Source organism: Polaribacter sp. NJDZ03 (assembly GCF_019263805.1).
GTDB lineage: Bacteria > Bacteroidota > Bacteroidia > Flavobacteriales > Flavobacteriaceae > Polaribacter.
Genome location: NZ_CP079195.1, coordinates 3,239,885 through 3,260,962, shown reverse-complemented (window position 1 = coordinate 3,260,962; position 21,078 = coordinate 3,239,885). Strand labels below are relative to the sequence as shown.

The window sequence follows — 21,078 nt, the reverse complement described above, 5'->3', positions numbered from 1 at the left end:
ATTCTTTTAGAATTTATAACTGATACCTGCTTTAAAAGTAGTCCCCGTAAAACCAAATTGATTTACTTCCCAAGGATATTTAAAACGCCCTCCTAAATCTGTAACCACATCTCCTTTAGTATCTATAATATCTGGGTATACGTTAAGTAAGTTGTTTACAATAAGATTTGCAGATATCTTTTCTGTAAAAGCATATCTTAAAGATAAATCTGTAATAACTTTACCCGCAAAAACCTGATCTTTAGTAGGGTCTACAGCATGCTGCCATTTTACAGAACCAAAATATGTGTTATTTAACGCCATATTTAACTTTTTAATATTATAATCTACACCAAATAAAACTTTAGTGTTTGGTCTAGAATCTGTAATACGTGCTTGTTCTTTTCTACTGAAAATTTGCTCCTTATAATTCGCTAATTTATCTGGAGTATTAATAATACCTTCTAACGTTGTTTTGTTTATGTTTAAAGCTAGATTAATTCCAAATTTACCAGCACCTGCTTCAATATTTTTTTGTCTTAACACAAAATCAAATCCTTCTGTAACCGTATTTACTGCGTTTATAAAAAACTTAATACTTGTAACACTATTATCATCTAATATTTGTTGAACATCTGCATTTACAGTACCATTATCATCTGTAGCATTTATTTCTCCAGAAAACAAAACTCTATCATCAACAGCTACTCTATAATAATCTAAGGAAACAGAAAAGTTTCTTGAAACTTTAAGTGTACCTCCAACAGAAAGGTTTTTTGATGTTTCTGCAAATAAACTTTTTATACCTAAGTCTTTAATAATTGGATCTACATTATTAAAAGTTCCTTGGTTTGAAATAGTTCCGTTAGAAACTAAAGTTTGCACGTTACTTAAATAAACTTGATGTAATGATGGAGCTCTAAAACCGGTTCCAAAAGAAGCTCTTAAAACCGCTGCATCATTTATTTTGTATCTAGAGTTTACTTTCCATGAAGTGTTTCCTCCAAAATCAGAGAAATTTTCATATCGAATAGCACCACCAATTAAGAATTTTTCTGAGATATCCCAATCTAAAGTAGAATACACACCAACATTAGTTCTAGATTCTTTTAAAGCATTTCCTGGCTGAAGACCTGGAAAAGATTGTGCCCCTCCATCAATATAAGAAGCTTCTTCACCAGCAGTAACTTCAAAAGTTTCTTTTCTTGCTTCAACACCAAAACCAAAACTTACAGCATCAATACTTTTACTAATATCAAAGTTTCCAAGAATATTATTAAAACCATAACCACCAGCATCAAAATTAGTTGGACTATTAGCACCTAAACTTGGGTTAATTGTATTTCCAATAGTATAATCTACAGTGTTGCTACCATAAGTTGCACTTGCGTCTGCATTAAAACCTAAAAACTTAAATTGAATACCTGCCGTTAATAAATTATCATTAATGCCTGTTTCAAAAGTTGGTTGAAAACCTTGGTAATCTCCAACTCCATCATATAATGGATTGCTTGCTGCATCGGTTGGTACACCAGGCCAGTAAGGTGTTCTGTAAAGTGAAAAACTAGTTCCTTCTCTAACATTAAAACCACCAAATAAATATAGTTTGGTATCCTCACTTATAGGATATTCAGCATTTAAAAATAAATCTGCCTTTTTCATTTCTGGCATACCTATGGTCATTCCTAAATCTGGGTTGTCTCTTGTCCATTGGTTATCAACACCAAAAAGACCATCTGCACCAGGGGTACCTGCTCTGTTTGTTTTTTCTTGATAATCTAAACCAAAGGTAACGTTGGCAAATCCTTTATCTGCAAAAGTAAAAGTATGGTTTATATCTGCAGATGCATTAAGTCCATCTAACTTAGAAGTATAACCTGTACTTGCATTTACTTCTGTATAATTAATGTTTTTCTTTAAAATAATATTTACAACTCCGGCAATTGCATCAGAACCATATTGAGCAGAGGCTCCATCTCTTAAAACCTCAACTCTTTCAATAGCAGCTGTAGGTATACTTTTCATATCTGTACCAACTTCTCCTTTACCCGGAGTATCATTTACATATACCAAAGCACTTTGATTTTTTCTTTTTCCGTTTACTAAAACCAATGTTCTACTTGGTCCTAAGCCACGTAAATCTGCTGGATCAAAATGAGCAGTAGCATCAGAAACTGTTTGGCTGCTTGCATTGTAAGATGGTATTGTATACGTTAACATTTTATCAACACTAGTTTGCCCAGTTGCTTTTAGTTCTTGAACACTAACATTATCTATTGGTACAGGAGAATCTAAAATAGTTCTTGGTTTAGATCGATTACCTGTTAAAACAATTTCATCTAAACTTACATCACTTTCACTAATTGTAATATTTAAGTTTGCGCTAGAAGTTATTTTTTGACTTATAGTCGTATACCCCATTGATGAAAAAATAAGCACTGTTGGAATTGTATTAACGTCTATAGAATACATTCCATTATCATCTGTTAGCGTACCGTTAGAAGTTCCTTTTTCAACAACGTTTATGTAAGGAACACTGTTTCCGTTAGCGTCAGTTACCTTTCCTTTTATTGTTTGCCCTACAATTACATAAGAAAAGAATGTAAATAGCAGCATAAATGTATTTCTTTTAAAAAACAAATTTTTCATAATAATTATATTTTAATTTAAGTATAAACAAATATTTATAACTTTTATTAAAAAACCTAATAAAATTTTAACTTTTTATTATCATACCGTTAATTTATAAAATTTTTTACAAAAGCATTAATCATAATAAACACATAAAAACAATGCTTATTCTATTAATTTTTAACTCATTTTTTAATTAATTATTAATTTCTAAACAATACTAAAACCTTTAAGCATCTAAAGAAAAGTGGACATAGATTCTAATTACAAGAAAAATGGAAAGTACCTTTTATTAAAAAAAATAAACAACTATTTTTGCTTATTATTCAAATTATACATGAAACAAAATAAAAACGGTGTTTGGATAAGTTGGAACGAAAATCTAACTCATAACTATAAATCACTTTACAAAATTACTTCTGAGAAAGAATTACAAGAAGTAATTGCTAATTCTGAAAAAGTACGTTTTTTTGGAAGCAAACAATCTTCTGCAGATATTGCTTCTGGAGTAGACACTTTAATTGATATTACTACCTATAATAAAATTTTATCTTTTAATGATTCTGAGCATACAGTAACTCTACAACCTGGTGTAATTTTAGGAGATTTACTAGAAGCTATAGAAGCAAAAGGTTGGTGTATTCCTTGTTTACCAGACATAAACACGGTTACTGTTGGTGGTGCCCTAGCAACAGGAACACATGGTACAAGTGGTAACCTTCTTTGTGAATACATGACTAAATGTAGCCTTGTTTTAGCTGATGGATCTATTAAAGTTATAACAGATAAAGATAAATTAATTGATGCTGTAAGAGTTTCTTTGGGAGTTCTTGGTGTATTCTCTGAAATTACTTTTAAATGTGAACCTATCTATACTTTACACGTAAAAGAAGGCCCTGAAGATGATAGTGTTTGGTTGCCTAAAATTAAAGAGCGTTTAAAAGAACATGATTTTCTAAGAATTTTATGGCTTCCTCATACAGACAAAGGCTATGTTATTACTGGTGATAAAATAGACCCAAATACAGAAATAACTGAAGATTTAGGTCCTAAATATTTAAAACATAGAAGAACTGCCTCTAAGGTATTATACAAATACTCGCATGTTTTTCCTTGGATTACAGCTATTGCGAACAAACTTTTATACAGAGGTTTTTTTAGTTCTACAAAAGAGCACAAAGGCTCATTATACCAAGCAACCGTTACAAAATCTAGAGGTTCTACGTTAGAATTAGCAGAATGGACCATAGGTTTAGATGTTTTTCCTACCGTTTTTGAAGAACTAAAAACAGAAATAAACAAGTGGAGTAACAAATCGTTTATTCACATTCCTATGGATGTTCGTTTTGTTTATAAAGACAAAACTTGGTTAAGTTACGCTTATGGTAAAGATACCGTTACAATGGGGTGTGTTTCTAGAAACGCAGCTACTGCAGATACTTATGAAGCTTTTAGAAGTATTGAAAAAATATTTTTAAAATATGGAGGAAAACCTCATTGGGCAAAACGTTTTGCTGCCAAAGATGCAGAACTGTCTAAAGTATATACTAAATGGGAAGATTTTAAATTTTTAAGAAGAGAATTAGACCCAACTAATAAGTTTTTAAACCCGTTTTTATCTGAAATATTTAACGAAAAAACAAACAACTAATGGCAAACCCTAAAGGATTTTTATTCGATTTTGATGGCGTAGTTGTAGATAGTTTCGAAAGTCATGGTTCTGCCTGGGCATCTGCTTTTAAAGAATTATTTAACAAAGAAATAGCTCCTTTTCCTAAATTTCATGCAGGAAAATCTCCAATGATTATTGCAGAATATTTCTGTAGTGTTATTGGAGAAGAAAAGCGAACTGAAGAATTATATTCCTTAAAAGATAAACATTTAGACATACACTTTACAGCTCCTAAATTATTGCCTGGTGTTAGAGAATTTACTGCACTTTTATCTAAAAAGAATATTCCTTATGGAATTGCTAGTAACGCAACTAAACAGTTTTTAAAAAATAGTGTTCATCATTTAAATTTAAATTTTACCACTGTTTTTGGCGTACAAGATTATGTAAAACCAAAACCAGCACCAGAAGCCTACATACTGCTTGCAGAAACACTAGGTTTTAAAGAAAACGATTTTAAAGATATTTGGGTTTTTGAAGATAGCTTAACAGGCACAAAAGCTGCAAAAGCAGCAGGAATGGTTGCTATTGGAATTACAACTCAATATTCTGAAGAAGAACTAAAAGAAGCTGGAAGTATTTTAGTTTTTCCTACTTTGTTGGAAGCTTATGAGTATTTGACTAAATAATATTTCAAAATTAAGTAACCTTCACACAAGTAACAAGTTTGAAGGTTTTATGTACAGTTTGTCATTTCGATCGGAGAGAGAAATCTCATAAACCGTTAAATTTCTGTCATCACCGCTATGCGACTTTACATAACTTCGAAGTGACAAACTTTATAACTTATTACTTAAAGCCTAAGCAGTAACCTCTCTAAAAAGAGTTTCTAGATTTTTGTTTTGAGTATTTAAGCTTAGAATTTTTAAGCCATTTTCTTGTGCAAAATCAAAAATAACAGGTCGCATATCTTCTTCACTTTCAAAAGTGATAAACCAAGTGTTGTCGTAATTATTTTTATAAGAAACCACATTTGGTAATCTATTGATAAATTGCTCTTCAATCTTATAATCAAACGTAACTTCTATTACTTGCTGATTATTTTCTTTTAACTCTGCTAGTTTTTTATCGATTAAAAGTTCTCCTTTTTTAATGATGATCACCCGATCGCAAACCGCTTCTACTTCTTGCATAATATGTGTAGAAAAAAGCACCGTTTTTTCTTTCCCTAACTCTTTAATAAGCGCTCTAATTTCTACCAATTGATTCGGGTCTAACCCGGTTGTTGGTTCATCTAAAATTAACACTTTGGGGTTGTGTAAAATTGCAGCTGCCAAACCAACTCTTTGCTGATATCCTTTAGATAGTTGATTTATTTTTTTATGAGCTTCTGCAGTTAATCCAACTTTTTCAATACAAATTTCTATTTGGCTTTTATCAACCTTAAAAATAGTTGCTTGAAACTGTAAATATTCACGCACATACATATCTATATATAAAGGGTTATGTTCTGGCAAATACCCAATAGATTTTTGTGCTTCTAATGGGTTTTGTAATACATCTACCTCATCTACAAAAACAGCACCTTCATTTGGTTTTATAAAACCTGTTAAGATTTTCATCATCGTAGATTTCCCTGCTCCGTTTGGCCCTAAAAAACCAATTATTTGTCCTTTATCCGCAGAAAAAGAAACATTATGTAATGCTTTTTGTGTTTTATAAACTTTAGAAACCGATGTTACTTTTATAGACATGTAGTAAGAAAATTAGTGATCATTTAAATTAACGATATAAAAATACTTTTAGTTTGTGGCTTTAGAAAGGTTTAATCTAATCTTTCTAATATTTTTCATTCTTAACCAAGCAGCTTTATGTCGTTTTTTATAAAACCACAAAGTTCCTAAATCTAGTAAAAAGTAAAAAAAACTAATTCCTGTTGGAGGATTATGACTTGGTAAAAAATCAAAAATTCCCCAAGCTGTTGTTGGCCACCACCAACATTGATATGTTGTACCCACTATTTCTAAAAAAGCAACGGCTAAATACATCGTCAGATAAAAAAGCCGTTCACGAGGTTTCTTTATCAAAATTAAAAGCGTTCCTGCAGTCATTACAAAACCAAAAACATCATTCTTAAAAACAAGAAATATAGTAGCATATATTATAATGATAATAGTTAATATTTTTTCTAATTTTTGATCATGTTTTTTAGTAAAAGCAGTTTTCATGAAATACAAAACCCCAGCATACACTAAAGCATGCCCCATAGGAATATAATGAGGAACGTTTTCTAATCGATACGTGTACATACCCATTGATACAGAAAACAAATATTCCCCAAAAAAACCTAATAAAACTGCGTAAAACAGTTGTTCTCTAATTCTTGGTGAAACTTTAAAACAGGTTACCGTAAAAACAATTACCATAACAATATTTGCCACCCATTGAGACTCTCCGTAATTTTCTGTCACATAAACACTGTCTATAAAAAGACCAATAAGTATGTAGAAAAAAAGGAATCCTACTGATTTTATAAAGGCAGGAAAAAAGGTTTTACTTGTTACTACACTCATTTGGCTAAAATAAAGAAAGAAAAGAAAAAGAGCTCAATAAATTGAGCTCTTTTTAAGTAAACAGGGGACTTAATTTACAGTTGATATTTTACTCTAAGACTAATAAACCTTGGTAAAATAAAAGTTTCATTTATTGTAAAAGCTATATTACTTGTATTTACAGATGCTCTAGAACCAGAAGCTAAAAGATTGCTTCCTACTAACTCATACTCCCATTTTGCATCTTTATCTTTTCTATAGGCAAAAGTAGCATCTAAACTTTGAAAAGTATTTGCAACTACTCCGTCTTGTTTTACTTCATTGTAAGAAAAATCTGAACGAATCGTTAACGATTTCCAAACATAGGCGTCAAAACTAATAGAAGGTGCATTAGTAACACCTTTTACAATAGCATTTCTAGAACTGTTATCTTGGTCTGATAAACTTAATCTATATCCTAACGATACATTTGGAGCCTTATTAAAATTGGTACTTACACTTGCAGAATAACTTTGAGAAAATAATTTATTTGTATTAAACTCATCATTTAAAGACTGAAATGTTTTACTATAACCATAATTAGCTCCTAATGATGTTTTGATCTTATTAAACGTTTTACCAACTCTTGCAGAACCCGTAAAACTCTCATTATCGAAAGGTGAATTTAAAGAAGTACTCGTAGAAACAACAGAACCTGGTTCAAAAATTGTATTTGAGTTAATTTGATCTATCGTTTTTTTGTAATTAAGTCTCGCAAATACATTTGTGTAATTAAATAAGTTAAAGCTAGAGTAATTTAAATTCACATTATGTAAATGTGCATTAGTCAACTCGTGGTTACCATAATAAAAAGAACTATAACTATTTGCTACAATACCTTTTGCAAGCTGATTTACATCTGTAAAATTAACTTCCTGTTTGTAAGAAAACTGTAAAGATTCACTTTGTTTAAACTGTGCGATTATAGACAATTCTGGAAAGAATTTTTGAAATTGATCTTCAAAAATTTCTGTTCCATATTGTGTATTTTGCACATCATACGCATGCAAAGTAAAACCAGGAGTAAAAGTAAAAATACCTGCTTTTAAACGATATCTTAATCCTGCATAAATATCAGAAAAACCATATTCTGTATCGTTTGTAAATGATCTCGCATCATCATCTTCAGGAATAGTTCCTGTTGGAGTAGATTCGCTACCATCATCTAAAATTTGAAAAAACTTAGAATCGAAGGTTTGCTTACTTTGTATGGTACCAACTACAAAGTTTAAATTACTCTTATCATTTAAAATATTATAGTAATCTAACTTTACGTCTAATTGATTCGACTTTACACGTCTGTCTTGTTCTAATGTGTAATACTCGTTGGTTGCTCTTGGCTCTGTAAAACCTAAAGTTTCTGCCTCATCAACATAATTATCTTTGTCTAAAGACGCTACGTAAAAAGGATCTTCATCTTGTAATAAATGTTTTGCTTCTAATGCAAAGATATTTTTTTCATTTGCCGTATAGAAATAACTAAAATTTTGATTGATCGTATAAGGTGTTGCTTTTTCATCTTCAGTAATATTTCCTAAAACATTAGACACAACATCATCTTTTCTAAATTCGTTTGTAAAACGACCAATTAAATCATAATTAAATTGCTTTCTTGCATTTTGCTTATATCCAGCACTCAATTTAATTAGTCCTGTATTACTTGTTTGATCTGTTTTGCTCTCGGTATATTCATCTGGTGTCTCAGCATCTATATAATCTGTATCTACATTATTTTGTTGTCCGTTGCTATTACTAGAGAATATTAAAAATCCGCTTAAATCTAGTTTTGTTGTTGGTGAATAACTAAAATTCATAGCCGTTAACTTGGTCTCTATTCTGTTTGCGTTTCTAGCATTTGCAGTTAAAAAACCAATACCAGCACTTGCCAAACTTAAGTTGGTTCCGTTAGACGGACTTTGGCTCCTAAAACCACCACTAAAACTTCTAATATCTCCCCTATCTAAAACAACTTCTCCCATATTATTTACATCACCAATAACGTTAATCGTGTATTTTGGAGAGTAATAAAATAATTTTGGTTGTAATAAATATAAGGTTTCATCTGGCGCATTTCCTGCTCCAGCAGTTATATCACCAAACCAGAAATTCTTTTTTCCTTCTTTTAACTTAATATTTATGGCAACTCTATCTTGATTGTTTTGTACACCACTAAGCTGACTAACATCTGCATAATTTCTTAAAACTTCAATTTTATCTAATGCGTTAGAAGGAATATTTTTGGTAGCCAATTTTGTATCACCATCAAAGAAATCTTTACCATCGATCATTATTTTTTCTACAGTTTTGCCTTCTACCTCAATTTCTCCATTATCATTAATTTCTACACCTGGTAATTTCTTTAAAACATCTTCTAGTTTTCTTTCGGTACCATTTTGAAAAGAATCTGCATTGTACACAATTGTATCTCCTTTTACAGTAACCGGCATTTTAGAAACAATATTTATACCGTCTAATGCATTGTCAAAAGCTAACATTACATTTGTAACAATATCATCTGACTTAGTTTCTAATGTATAATCTGCAGACAGCATACCTACATAACTTATTTTTAATAAGATAGTAGCATTTTTTGCTACATTTAATTTATAAAAACCTTTTTCATCTGTAAAACCGTAAGATGACATTTTATTTGTAACCTTATCTATAGCTAATACATTTGCCATTTCTAGAGGTTCACCAATACTATCTTTAACAATACCTGTTAATTTTACTTGGGCATGCGCAACAACTGTAACCATAAAAATGGCTAAGAATATTATTTTTTTCATTCGTTAAAATTGAATTCTAATTATTTTTTTTGATTTAGTTACGTCCACCACCACGGTTACCACCTCTACCTCTATTTTGAAAGTTTTGTCTTAATTCTTCCATTTTTTTAGTTACGGTTTCTGTGTATTTTTCTCTTGTAATCTTTTTACCTTTTGATGGTGCTTCTATCGCTTCTTTTTCTGAAGGATTTAATACAATTTCTGTACACAAAGTAGTAGTAGTTCCTTCATTTATTTCTAAAATTAAACCAGGTAAACCCCAATACTCTCCAGGACCATTACTTACGGGTACTTGTGGCGTATACCAAGCAGTAACTAATATTTGTTTTACTTCTTTTATTTCTTCTTTCTTTTCTGCTTCCTCACCTCTTCCTGGTCTTCTAAAGTTAGAAAAATCTAAAGGGTTTGCATCTTTAAGCAATGTTGCTTTATAACAAAGGTAACTACCAATTTGTTTGGTTTCTGCTCCTAACTCCCATTGTGGTTGTTCCATTTTATCAGAAACTAAAAACTTTTTTCCAAAAAACTCGGTAGCTTCTAATGCCACTTTATCTTTCGTATTTTTATATTGTGTTCCTCCACTAGTAAAACCACCAAATCCTTGTCCTCTTCCGCCGCCACCTGTTGTTGGTGCTTCCAATTTTTCGTCTTCTTTATAAAGAGATGAACTTTTATCAAAATTTAAAATAAATGTTTTTTCTAACTGAGATTTCATTCTTGCTTGAAGCTGTTTTTTTCTTGCTTCAGAAAGTTGTTCTCCACCTCGTGCAAAATTATTTAAGTCTATAGAAGTCTTAGACATATAAGTTGCTTTTCCCTGAAAATTTTGTTGTCCAAAAACAACAACAGTTACAAATGTTAAAATAATAGTAAATAGTGGTTTCATATATTTATATTTTTCTGTGTAATAGATGCTTGTTACATTTATTAAGACTTTAAAAAAAACCAAAAGTTTAATTACATTTAAAACAAATTTTAAATACTTACTTTTTAGATAGAAAAACTTGTTATTAAAACTTACAATCTATCCTCTCTTTTAAACCTTAGTTCTAATTAATTTAAGGTTAGATTTCTACCTATTTTAAACTTAAAACACATAAATATTTAAAAAATAATTTTTAACTTTTAAAGAATCTCTATTAGAAATTTTAGTTATAAATTAACTTGTTCACCTTTTCTATTTATTATTTTACCTACTTTTGTAACTCTGTTTAATCTTATTAGAATTTAATTTATGCACGTTGCAATTGCAGGAAATATTGGCGCAGGTAAAACCACGCTAACCAAATTATTAGCCAAACATTACAAATGGAAACCTCATTTTGAGTCTGTTGATGAAAATCCGTATTTAGACGATTTTTATACACAAATGGAACGTTGGTCTTTTAATTTACAAGTTTATTTTTTAAATAGTCGTTTTCGTCAGATTTTAGAATTAAGAGAGTCTGGTGAAAATATTATTCAGGATAGAACTATTTATGAAGATGCGCATATTTTTGCTCCTAATTTACACGCTATGGGTTTAATGACTAATAGAGATTATAGTAATTATAGCTCTTTATTTGAATTAATGGAAAACCTTGTAACTCCACCAGATTTATTAATTTACTTACGTGCAGACATTTCTACCTTAGTTGGACAAATACATAAACGTGGCAGAGATTATGAGAATTCTATTAGTATCGATTATTTAAGTAGATTAAACGAACGTTATGAAGCTTGGATATCTACTTATACAAAGGGAAAATTATTAATAATTGATGTAGATAATTTAGATTTTGTAGACAATCAAGAAGATTTGGGATATATTATAGATAGAATAGACGCTCAAATAAACGGGCTTTTTTAGTAGGAAATAGTGATTTTCGTTTTACAGAAATCACAATTCAAGAATCTCCAAAGCAAAGCCTTGTGAGACTTTTATAAAAAATAAAAGAGACCGTTTTCACGGTCTCTTTCTTTTTGTGATATTTCACACAGATGATAGTACGTCCCCCAACGTCCTATCAAAATCTTAAAAAACAATTAATTAAATACTTCTATTTGATTGTCTACTATTTCTTTTATTGGAATAATTACTTTTCCTTTTTCGGTAATTAATACTACACAAATATTATCTATTATAGCAACCACACCCTCTACTCCATTCATCTTAACTTTATCTCCTTCTTGTATATTTTTTCTAGTATAATAACCAAATAATAATCTCTTTATTACATCTCTAGAACCTAAACCAAAAGCAATGGTAAAAGATGCTAAAATTGCTCCTAGAATTATAGAAAGGTTGCTTGTAATTAAATCTGTATTAACACCTGCTTGGTTTAAAGCTGTAACAGTAACTACTATTGCTATTAAATAGAATGCAATATTACCCACTAAACTACCACCAGTTAGCTCTAAAGATTTAAACATAGAAAACAAAGTTTTCTTTACCAAGTTAGCTATGTAAATACCAACTGCAAAAATAACAAGTGCACTAATTAACTTTGGTAAATACCCAATTAAATTACTTAATTGTTCAGAAACCATTCTTAAACCTAACAACTCTGCACCTACTATTATAAAAAGTAGAATTAAAACCCATTTAATAGCAGTTATAATTATTTTTGTAGGTTGAATTTTTAAAGATGATTCTCCAAAAATTTCATCTACATGTAGTTTTTCTGGCAGGCTATCTAATTTGGTATAACCCAATGCTTTTTTAATAATATATAATAATAGCTTTATTAAAAGCCATCCTATTATTAGAAAAAGAAGTCCTTTTAATAATTGTGGTAAAAAATCTGTAAAATTGTTCCAAAGTTTTTGTAGAAAACTAAAATCGATATTAGAATTTAGTACTAGTAATTTGTTTATCATTATTTTTAGCTTTTAAGATTAGAGTTATTATCATTACTCAAAAAATCTCCAATTGTCTTAGGGTATTTCACTAAAAATAAATCAGCAATATCTAGGGTGAATTTAATCATCCCAATATCGCTTAGTACTTTTTCTTTTAGAACCTTAGGCACACTATGGTGGTGTATAATTCTCTTAAAAGGATTGCTCATAACTATAACTCTTCATACGTTTTTACAACTTTTTGTTTTGCTCTTTTAATTCTCATCTTAACAGCACTTTCACCAAGGTTTAAAGAATCTTGAATCTCTTTAATTGTCATATCATCTTGATATTTCATTAAAAGAATCATCTTTTCTGTTGGATCAATTAAAGACAATGCTTTTGCTAGTTTTTCAGATTTTAACTCAAATAAAGTTAAATCATCAATTTCTTGCGAAACATCATCATCTTGTATATTATCTGTAACAACCGTAATCTTTTCTTTCTTTTTAAAATCATTTCTTTGTACATAATTTACACAGAAATTATACGTAAAAGAATACAACCAAGTAGAAAACTTAGAGTTCCCTTTAAAGGTCTTTAATTTTACAAATAACCTGATAAAAACATCATGTGTTAAATCTTCTGCTTCTTCCTTATTTTTGGAAAAACCATAACATTTGTTATAGACAACTTTAGAAAACCTATCATATAATATTGCAAACAATTGTGTGTTGTTTGTTTCTATTATTTTAAAGATTAAATCCTCGTCGCTTAAAGCTTTAACGTCTATCGTTTTCAATTCAGTTATTATTTTGACACAAATAAACTCGATAGGTCACAATTAAATTTTAAAAAAAAGTTCAGTTGCTATTTTAGTTCGGTGAATGGTAAAAAATATACTTTAAAAAAAAATATGAATCTTTTTGTAACATTTTATTAAATACCAACGTATAATAAAATGTAGCAATACATTAATCCTTTAAAAAGTCATAGAGAATTAGATGAGACAACTTAAAATTACCAAGCAGGTTACTAATAGAGAAACCGCATCGTTAGATAAATACTTACAAGAAATAGGAAAAGTAGACTTAATTACTGCAGATGAAGAAGTAGAATTGGCACAGCTTATTAAAGCTGGAGACCAAAGAGCTTTAGAAAAATTAACGAAAGCCAATTTAAGATTTGTGGTATCTGTTGCAAAACAATATCAAAATCAAGGATTAACTTTACCAGATTTAATTAACGAAGGAAATTTAGGTTTAATTAAAGCTGCAAAACGTTTTGATGAAACGCGTGGTTTTAAATTTATATCCTATGCCGTTTGGTGGATTCGTCAATCTATCTTACAAGCATTAGCAGAGCAATCTAGAATTGTACGTTTACCGTTAAATAAAATTGGTTCTATCAATAAAATTAACAAAATGTACGCTTTCTTAGAGCAAGAAAATGAAAGACCTCCAAGTCCGGAAGAAATTGCTAAGAAATTAGACATGACTGTGAATGACGTAAAAGAATCTATGAAAAATTCTGGTCGCCACGTATCTATGGATGCACCATTAATTGAAGGAGAAGATTCTAACTTATATGACGTTTTAAACTCTGGTGAGTCTCCAAACCCAGATAGAGTTTTATTACACGAATCTTTAAGAATAGAAATTAACAGAGCCTTAGAAACACTTACTCCAAGAGAGGCAGATGTTGTAAAATTATACTTCGGTTTAGGTGAGCACCAACCAATGACTTTAGAAGAAATTGGTGAAACTTTCGATTTAACTCGTGAGCGTGTTCGTCAAATTAAAGAAAAAGCAATTAGAAGATTAAAACACACCTCTAGATCTAAAATTTTAATGACATACTTAGGATAGAAGTCGCAGACCTCTTTTGGTATCTCACTCTTGCTTGTAAAAGGCGTGAAGCATATATAAACTCTCAAATTCATTTTTGGGAGTTTTTTTTTGAAGCTATTTCCTGCTTTCCGCTATATCTTTTTTGTAAAAACAAAAAAGGATGCCACTTCAATCAGGGCTAAACTTGTTTATAAGCTTATTCCCTTTTTACAATGACCTCCTTTTAATTTTTGTAAGAATACTAATGGTATAAAACAGCAAGCATCCAAAGAATGCAATAGTCTGGATGCAATAGTGGAATAACAGGTAGAATTCAAAAAAACAACTTTCCCAATGCCGGTGGGAGCGTCTCGTTCGTACCCATGAATCAGTTGTAAAAAGAGAAAAATAATATGATCGCTTTCAAAGAAGTAGTTGTATTGGCACGAGCGGGACGCTCGCGCTAGCGGAAGCTAACTATTTTAATTTACTTTCCCAATGCTGGTGCGAGCGTCTCGCTCATACCTCATGAATCAGTTATAAAAAGAGAAAAATAGTATCATCCCTTTCAAAGAAGTAGTTGTATTGGCACAATCGGGACGCTAGCGCTAGCGGAGGCTAACTATTTTAATTTACTTTACCAATGCCGGTGCAAGCGTCTCGTTCGTACCTCATGAATCAGTTGTAAAAAGAGAAAAATAGTATCATCCCTTTCAAAGAAGTAGTTGTATTGGCAAGAGCGGGACGCTCGCGCTAGCGGAGGCTAACTATTTTAATTTACTTTCCCAATGCTGGTGCGAGCGTCTCGCTCGTACCTCATGAATCAGTTGTAAAAAGAGAAAAATAGTATCATCCCTTTCAAAGAAGTAGTTGTATTGGCACGAGCGGGACGCTCGCGCTAGCGGAAGCTAACTATTTTAATTTACTTTACCAATGCTGGTGCGAGCCTCTCGCTCGTACCTCATGAATCAGTTGTAAAAAGAGAAAAATAGTATGATCCCTTTCAAAGAAGTAGTTGTATTGGCAAGAGCGGGATGCTAGCGCTAGCGGAGGCTAACTATTTTAATTTACTTTACCAATGCCGGTGCGAGCGTCTCGTTCGTACCTCATGAATCAGTTGTAAAAAGAGAAAAATAGTATCATCCCTTTCAAAGAAGTAGTTGTATTGGCAAGAGCGGGACGCTCGCGCTAGCGGAGGCTAACTATTTTAATTTACTTTCCCAATGCTGGTGCGAGCGTCTCGCTCGTACCTCATGAATCAGTTGTAAAAAGAGAAAAATAGTATCATCCCTTTCAAAGAAGTAGTTGTATTGGCACAATCGGGACGCTAGCGCTAGCGGAGGCTAACTATTTTAATTTACTTTACCAATGCCGGTGCAAGCGTCTCGTTCGTACCTCATGAATCAGTTGTAAAAAGAGAAAAATAGTATCATCCCTTTCAAAGAAGTAGTTGTATTGGCAAGAGCGGGACGCTCGCGCTAGCGGAAGCTAACTATTTTAATTTACTTTCCCAATGCTGGTGCGAGCCTCTCGCTCGTACCTCATGAATCAGTTGTAAAAAGAGAAAAATAGTATGATCGCTTTCAAAGAAGTAGTTGTATTGGCAAGAGCGGGATGCTAGCGCTAGCGGAGGCTAACTATTTTAATTTACTTTACCAATGCCGGTGCGAGCGTCTCGTTCGTACCTCATGAATCAGTTGTAAAAAGAGAAAAATAGTATCATCCCTTTCAAAGAAGTAGTTGTACTGGCACGAGCGGGACGCTCTCGCTAGCGGAGGCTAACTATTTTAATTCACTTTCTCAATGCTGGTGCGAGCGTCTCGCTCGTACCTCATGAATCAGTTATAAAAAGAGAAAAATAGTATGATCGCTTTCAAAGAAGTAGTTGTATTCGCACGAGCGGGATGCTCGCACTAGCGGAGGCTAACTATTTTAATTTACTTTACCAATGCCGGTGCGAGCGTCTCGCTCGTACCTCATGAATCAGTTGTAAAAAGAGAAAAATAATATGATCCCTTTCAAAGAAGTAGTTGTATTGACACGAGCGGGACGCTCGCACTAGCGGAGGCTAACTATTTTAATTTACTTCCCCAATGCCGGTGGGAGCGTCTCGCTCGTACCTCATGAATCAGTTGTAAAAAGAGAAAAATAGTATGATCCCTTTCAACGAAATAGTTGTATTGGCACGAGCGAGACGCTCGCGCTAGCGGAGGCTAAATATTTTAATTTACTTTACCAATGCTGGTGCGAGCGTCTCGCTCGTACACCATGAATCAGTTATAAAAAGAAAAAAATAGTATGATCGCTTTCAAAGAAGTGCTTGTATTGGCAAGAGTGGGACGCTCTCGCTAGCGGAGTCTAACTGTTTTAATTTACTTTCCCAATGCTGGTGCGAGCGTCTCGCTCGTACCCCATGAAGTAGTTGTATTCGCAAGAGCGGGAGACACTAGCGCTAGCGAATAAGAAGAAAACTTACAAAATAACTATTTTTTATTTCGTGGCAAGCATCAAAAAATTAAACCCTTGGCTATCGCCTTGCGATTAATTACCTTTGCCATATAAAATAACAACACAACAACAAATAAATGAGTAATTTACTTGCACCTTCAATTTTAGCAGCAGATTTTGCTAACCTACAAAGAGACATAGAAATGGTAAACAATAGTGAAGCAGATTGGTTTCATATTGATATTATGGACGGTGTTTTTGTACCTAACATTTCTTTTGGAATGCCCGTTTTAAAAGCAATTGCTAAACATGCTACAAAAACAATAGATGTACATTTAATGATTGTAAACCCAGATCAGTACATACAAACATTTGCAGATTTAGGTACCAATATTTTAACAGTACATTACGAAGCTTGTACACATTTACACAGAACCATACAAGCAATAAAAGCTGCAGGTATGAAAGCTGGAGTTGCTTTAAACCCACATACACCAATTGCCGTTTTAGAAGATGTAATTGAAGATTTAGATATGGTATGTATTATGAGTGTAAACCCAGGTTTTGGCGGACAATCATTTATAGAAAACACGTTTAAAAAAGTAAGTCAATTAAAACACTTAATCGATTTTACAGAATCTGAATGTTTGATAGAAATTGATGGAGGAGTTACCTCTTATAATGCAAATGCATTAATTGAAGCTGGAGCAAATGTTTTAGTAGCTGGTAGTTTTGTTTTTGGAGCAGAAAACCCTACTCAAACTATTGCCGACTTAAAAAAGACAATCGAATAATTGTTATATACAGTAGTAGACATAGAAACCACAGGAAATGGATATAAAGGTTCTAAAATAACCGAAATATCCATTTTTGTTTTTGATGGTAAAACAGTCATAGACGAGTTTACTTCTTTGGTAAACCCAGAGCAAAATATACCTGCATTTATTACCAATCTTACAGGTATTACAAATGCCATGGTAAGAAATGCACCTAAGTTTTATGAAATTGCAAAAAAGGTAGCCGAAATTACAGAAGACACTATTTTTGTTGCGCATAATGTTAACTTCGATTATAATATTATTCACGAAGAATTTAAAAATTTAGGCTTCGATTTTAAACGAAAAAAACTCTGTACCGTTCGTTTAACTAGAAAAATAATGCCGGGTTTAAGTTCTTATAGTTTAGGGAATATTTGTACACATGAAAACATTGCTATTAATGGGAGACACCGTGCAAAAGGAGATGCAGAAGCAACCACAGAATTGTTTAGAAGATTGATAGAAAGAGATGATAATTTTACCATCAACTCTTTTTTAAACCCAAAATCTAGACAAGCCACCTTACCTCCTCTTTTAGACAAAAAAGTTGTAGATAATTTACCAGAAACTTTTGGCGTTTATTACTTTAAAAACATAGAGAAAGAAATTATTTATGTTGGTAAAGCAAATAATATAAAGCAACGTGTAATCAGTCATTTTTATGACAAAAAGAAAAAAGAGCAAACCATGTGCATGGAAACTGCCGATATTTCTTTTACAAAAACAGGAAGTGAATTATTAGCACTCTTGCATGAATCTGCAGAAATAAAACACATTTATCCAAAATTTAATAGAGCACAAAGAAGAGCCGGTGAAGCTATTGGTTTATTTTCTTATGAAGACCAAAAAGGAATTATCCATTTAGCGTACAATCGTTTAAAGTTGGTACCCAACCCAATGATGAAATATTACACTGTTGCCGAAGCAAGAAATCATTTAGAACTTCTTTGCAAAGAATTTATATTGTGCCCAAAATATTGTCATTTACAAACCAACGTTGCGAGTTGTTTTCATTATCAGTTAAAAGAATGTAAAGGTATTTGTTGCGATAAAGAAACGGTAGAAGATTATAATAAACGTGTAAAAGAAGCTATTAAATCTGTAGGTATTGGTGCAGAGAACTTGGTTATTAAAGAACCCGGTAGAACTGAAAACGAAGTTGGTTTTGCTTTAATTTTAGACGGTATTTACCAAGGTTTTGGTTATGTAGATATGCAGCAATCCGAAGAACTAGAAAACCCAGAAGATTATCAATTTTTTGTAGAACCAAAAAAAGACAATAGAGATATTCAGCGTATTATTGCTGCTTATTTAAAAAAACAAAATACTAAAACTATTTAGGTTACTTTACAAACAATACACATGTTAACTATGCCTTTTTCTTCTTAAAAAGCTATGAGTATTACAAGTATAAAAATGATATTTAAAAGGTTAAAAATATTTCTAGATAGTAATCTATTATTTTTTTTTAACAATTGAACTCGGTTAAAAAACGAAGTTATACCTTTTCCTTTTTTGATTTCTTTAATTTATTTATCCAAATAATAGTACCTGTAACAGGTAAACTTGTAGCGATTAAACACACAAAAAAATAAATTATTTTAGAAAACAGACCATAAATCTCTCCGGTATGAATCGGTTTTATTAACGATGCAAATTGTACATTTAAGGGGTTGTCTTTAAAATAATCTACCGCTAAAACTTCTCCATACTGCGCAACAAATAATAGGTCTGATGTTACCGGAGAAAAGTTAGCATCATTCGTTTTACTAAAGCGATAGTAATTCTTTTTTTCACTAGGAAAGGTTACTGATAAATCTCCTTTATAATCAAGAGTTTTATTGGCTATTAAAATTGCTTCATCAACCGAAATCACTTTATTACTTGGGGTATTTTCTATAAGAAACTCTGGACTAGAACGGTTAAAAATTTGAGTTCCTATTAAATTTCCCAAACCATCTTTATAACCTTCAAAAGACCAACACAAGCCAGTAATACCCATAATTATAATAAATATACATGTGTAGAAGCCTAATGTATTATGTAAATCGTAATTTATACGTTTCCAATTGGCCTTGGTTTTAATTTTAAAACCTTGTTTTATATTTCGCCATTTTAGCTTTTTAGGAAACCATAAATAAATACCAGAAAATGAAATAATTAAAAAGATAATGGTAGCAACACCTACAATAGGCCTTCCTATTTTAGCATCCAACAAAAGCCATCTATGTAATTTAAATGTTGTTGCTAAAAATGCATCTGCACTTGTTTTTTTTAATGTTATTATTTCACTAGAAAAAGGGTTGACCAACACCCTAGAACCACGCCTCTCTTTTAGATTTTTTTTTACATTAAAAACATACGGTTTCTTTGGGTCTGCAGCAATAGTTACCCCGGCTACAAAACCTATTTCAGCAACTTTTAAGGTGGTTACTAAAGCGCTTACCGTCTCTTTATTTGCTGTTTTTTCAATACTAAAATCATCAGCAAAAAAATCTTTTATTTCATGATAAAAAGTTAAAATTGTTCCGCTTATACACACTAAAAATAAAATAATTCCACTAGCCAAACCCAACCATAAATGAATATCGTTTATAAGCTTTCTAAAAGAATACCGAGTTGTTTTTTTCATTATTAAAGGTTGTGTACAAAAATGAGTTACTTATTTTATTTTAAATAAAAACGCAAATATAAAACTCAAAACCAGATACACAAAACTTATTTAGATTAAATATAAATAATAATTTTAAAAACTCTTTTCTTCTAAAAAGAGTTTAACCTAAAAAAGATTAACCGCTATAATAAACAAAAAAAAGAGGCTTTATAAAAGCCTCTTTCTTACTAACTAACCAATATAAAAAACCACTATAATTTTGCTACCAAATATTTTACTAAATCCCTTGTAGTAACTATTCCTACTAGTTCAGAATCTTCAACTACTGGTAAAGCATGAAATCCTTTTGTTGTTAATAATTCTGCTGCATCTTTAATAGATGTATATGGCGGAATTGCTGTAATATTTTTATCCATAACCTGTTTTATTGTAAATGTATTATTTACAAAGCTATTTACAGAAGTTCCGTCTTCGGTTAAACGAGATTCACTAACTTTCTGTATATCAGAATAACTTAGCATACCTATAATTTCTTTATCACGAACTACAGGAATATGTTTTATTTTATGTTCTATAAACATCTTTTCTGCAGTTACTAAATCTCCATTAACATTTAATGTAACTAAATTTGTTGCCATTATTGTAGATATCGGCTCGTCTCTTCTCATAATTTAATCTTTTAATTATACAGACAAATTTCTGAATAAAACCAAGTTTAAAAGATGATTTATATCAGTTTTATAAAATTTAAGAAAACATTCTACTAATCAATAAAAATAATTACATTTTTTTCTACAAATAAAAAAAAAAAAAAATTTTAAAACTAAACTGCTATTTACTTCGTATATTTTTATAATAAGATGCGAAATTAATTCACTGAAATACAAATAATAAGTCCTATTTAATTAATAAAATTTTACTTTTACAAAAAATACAAAAACTTTTTT

Annotated in this window: 16 protein-coding genes; 6 read left to right on the top strand and 10 right to left on the bottom strand. The window is 31.2% G+C overall.

Translation table 11 applies throughout. The features are described from left to right. Positions 1-6: 6 nt before the first annotated feature. A complete protein-coding gene (locus KV700_RS13770) occupies positions 7-2,628 on the bottom strand; it encodes a TonB-dependent receptor (RefSeq protein WP_254712920.1) in 2,622 nt (873 codons plus the stop codon). Between the two features lie 319 nt (positions 2,629-2,947). Here KV700_RS13770 and KV700_RS13765 point away from each other — a divergent pair, with 319 nt between their 5' ends. Continuing rightward, the gene (locus tag KV700_RS13765; protein ID WP_166385868.1) at positions 2,948-4,261 is read left to right on the top strand and encodes a D-arabinono-1,4-lactone oxidase; all 1,314 of its coding nucleotides are present in this window, start codon (positions 2,948-2,950) and stop codon (positions 4,259-4,261) included. Next, entirely contained in the window at positions 4,261-4,911 is a 651-nt protein-coding gene (locus KV700_RS13760) for an HAD family phosphatase (RefSeq protein ID WP_218598224.1), read from the top strand. Before KV700_RS13765 ends, KV700_RS13760 begins: the two co-directional genes overlap by 1 nt. 171 nt (positions 4,912-5,082) lie before the next feature. Here KV700_RS13760 and gldA read toward each other — a convergent pair whose 3' ends face one another. From gldA to KV700_RS13740, 4 genes are all read right to left on the bottom strand, one after another. Beyond that, positions 5,083-5,976: a gliding motility-associated ABC transporter ATP-binding subunit GldA gene (gene gldA, locus KV700_RS13755; RefSeq protein ID WP_218598223.1), complete on the bottom strand. Its 894-nt coding sequence runs from the start codon at positions 5,974-5,976 to the stop codon at positions 5,083-5,085. A gap of 48 nt (positions 5,977-6,024) precedes the next feature. Further along, the gene (locus tag KV700_RS13750; RefSeq protein ID WP_218598222.1) at positions 6,025-6,795 is read right to left on the bottom strand and encodes a hypothetical protein; all 771 of its coding nucleotides are present in this window, start codon (positions 6,793-6,795) and stop codon (positions 6,025-6,027) included. 74 nt (positions 6,796-6,869) lie between these two features. Then, positions 6,870-9,602, bottom strand: coding sequence for a TonB-dependent receptor (locus KV700_RS13745; protein WP_218598221.1), 2,733 nt, complete (start codon positions 9,600-9,602; stop codon positions 6,870-6,872). A 34-nt stretch (positions 9,603-9,636) separates the two neighbouring features. Further along, positions 9,637-10,488 carry a GLPGLI family protein gene (locus tag KV700_RS13740; protein WP_166385877.1) on the bottom strand — a complete coding sequence of 284 codons (852 nt, stop codon included), beginning with the start codon at positions 10,486-10,488 and terminating at the stop codon, positions 9,637-9,639. A 348-nt stretch (positions 10,489-10,836) separates the two neighbouring features. Between KV700_RS13740 and KV700_RS13735 the strand changes: the two genes are divergently transcribed. Then, positions 10,837-11,451 carry a deoxynucleoside kinase gene (locus KV700_RS13735; RefSeq protein ID WP_166385879.1) on the top strand — a complete coding sequence of 205 codons (615 nt, stop codon included), beginning with the start codon at positions 10,837-10,839 and terminating at the stop codon, positions 11,449-11,451. A 176-nt stretch (positions 11,452-11,627) separates the two neighbouring features. Here KV700_RS13735 and KV700_RS13730 read toward each other — a convergent pair whose 3' ends face one another. The 3 genes from KV700_RS13730 to KV700_RS13720 are packed head-to-tail and all read right to left on the bottom strand — an operon-like array spanning position 11,628 to position 13,224. Further along, positions 11,628-12,461, bottom strand: coding sequence for a small-conductance mechanosensitive channel (locus KV700_RS13730; protein WP_218598220.1), 834 nt, complete (start codon positions 12,459-12,461; stop codon positions 11,628-11,630). A gap of 5 nt (positions 12,462-12,466) precedes the next feature. Further along, complete coding sequence (locus tag KV700_RS13725) at positions 12,467-12,652, bottom strand: hypothetical protein (protein WP_166385542.1); 186 nt, start codon at positions 12,650-12,652, stop codon at positions 12,467-12,469. A gap of 2 nt (positions 12,653-12,654) precedes the next feature. After that, positions 12,655-13,224, bottom strand: a complete 570-nt coding sequence (locus tag KV700_RS13720) for an RNA polymerase sigma factor (RefSeq protein ID WP_166385883.1) — start codon at positions 13,222-13,224, stop codon at positions 12,655-12,657. A gap of 202 nt (positions 13,225-13,426) precedes the next feature. Between KV700_RS13720 and KV700_RS13715 the strand changes: the two genes are divergently transcribed. From KV700_RS13715 to KV700_RS13705, 3 genes are all read left to right on the top strand, one after another. After that, positions 13,427-14,290 carry an RNA polymerase sigma factor RpoD/SigA gene (locus KV700_RS13715; RefSeq protein WP_015482077.1) on the top strand — a complete coding sequence of 288 codons (864 nt, stop codon included), beginning with the start codon at positions 13,427-13,429 and terminating at the stop codon, positions 14,288-14,290. 2,546 nt (positions 14,291-16,836) lie between these two features. Next, positions 16,837-17,493: a ribulose-phosphate 3-epimerase gene (gene rpe, locus KV700_RS13710; protein WP_218598219.1), complete on the top strand. Its 657-nt coding sequence runs from the start codon at positions 16,837-16,839 to the stop codon at positions 17,491-17,493. Then, positions 17,494-18,858: an exonuclease domain-containing protein gene (locus KV700_RS13705; protein WP_218598218.1), complete on the top strand. Its 1,365-nt coding sequence runs from the start codon at positions 17,494-17,496 to the stop codon at positions 18,856-18,858. It begins immediately after the preceding gene. A gap of 157 nt (positions 18,859-19,015) precedes the next feature. Here KV700_RS13705 and KV700_RS13700 read toward each other — a convergent pair whose 3' ends face one another. Then, the gene (locus KV700_RS13700) at positions 19,016-20,149 is read right to left on the bottom strand and encodes a PepSY domain-containing protein (protein WP_205860461.1); all 1,134 of its coding nucleotides are present in this window, start codon (positions 20,147-20,149) and stop codon (positions 19,016-19,018) included. Positions 20,150-20,382: 233 nt separating this feature from the next. Continuing rightward, positions 20,383-20,799, bottom strand: a complete 417-nt coding sequence (locus KV700_RS13695; RefSeq protein ID WP_166387955.1) for a CBS domain-containing protein — start codon at positions 20,797-20,799, stop codon at positions 20,383-20,385. Between the last annotated feature and the right edge of the window lie 279 nt (positions 20,800-21,078).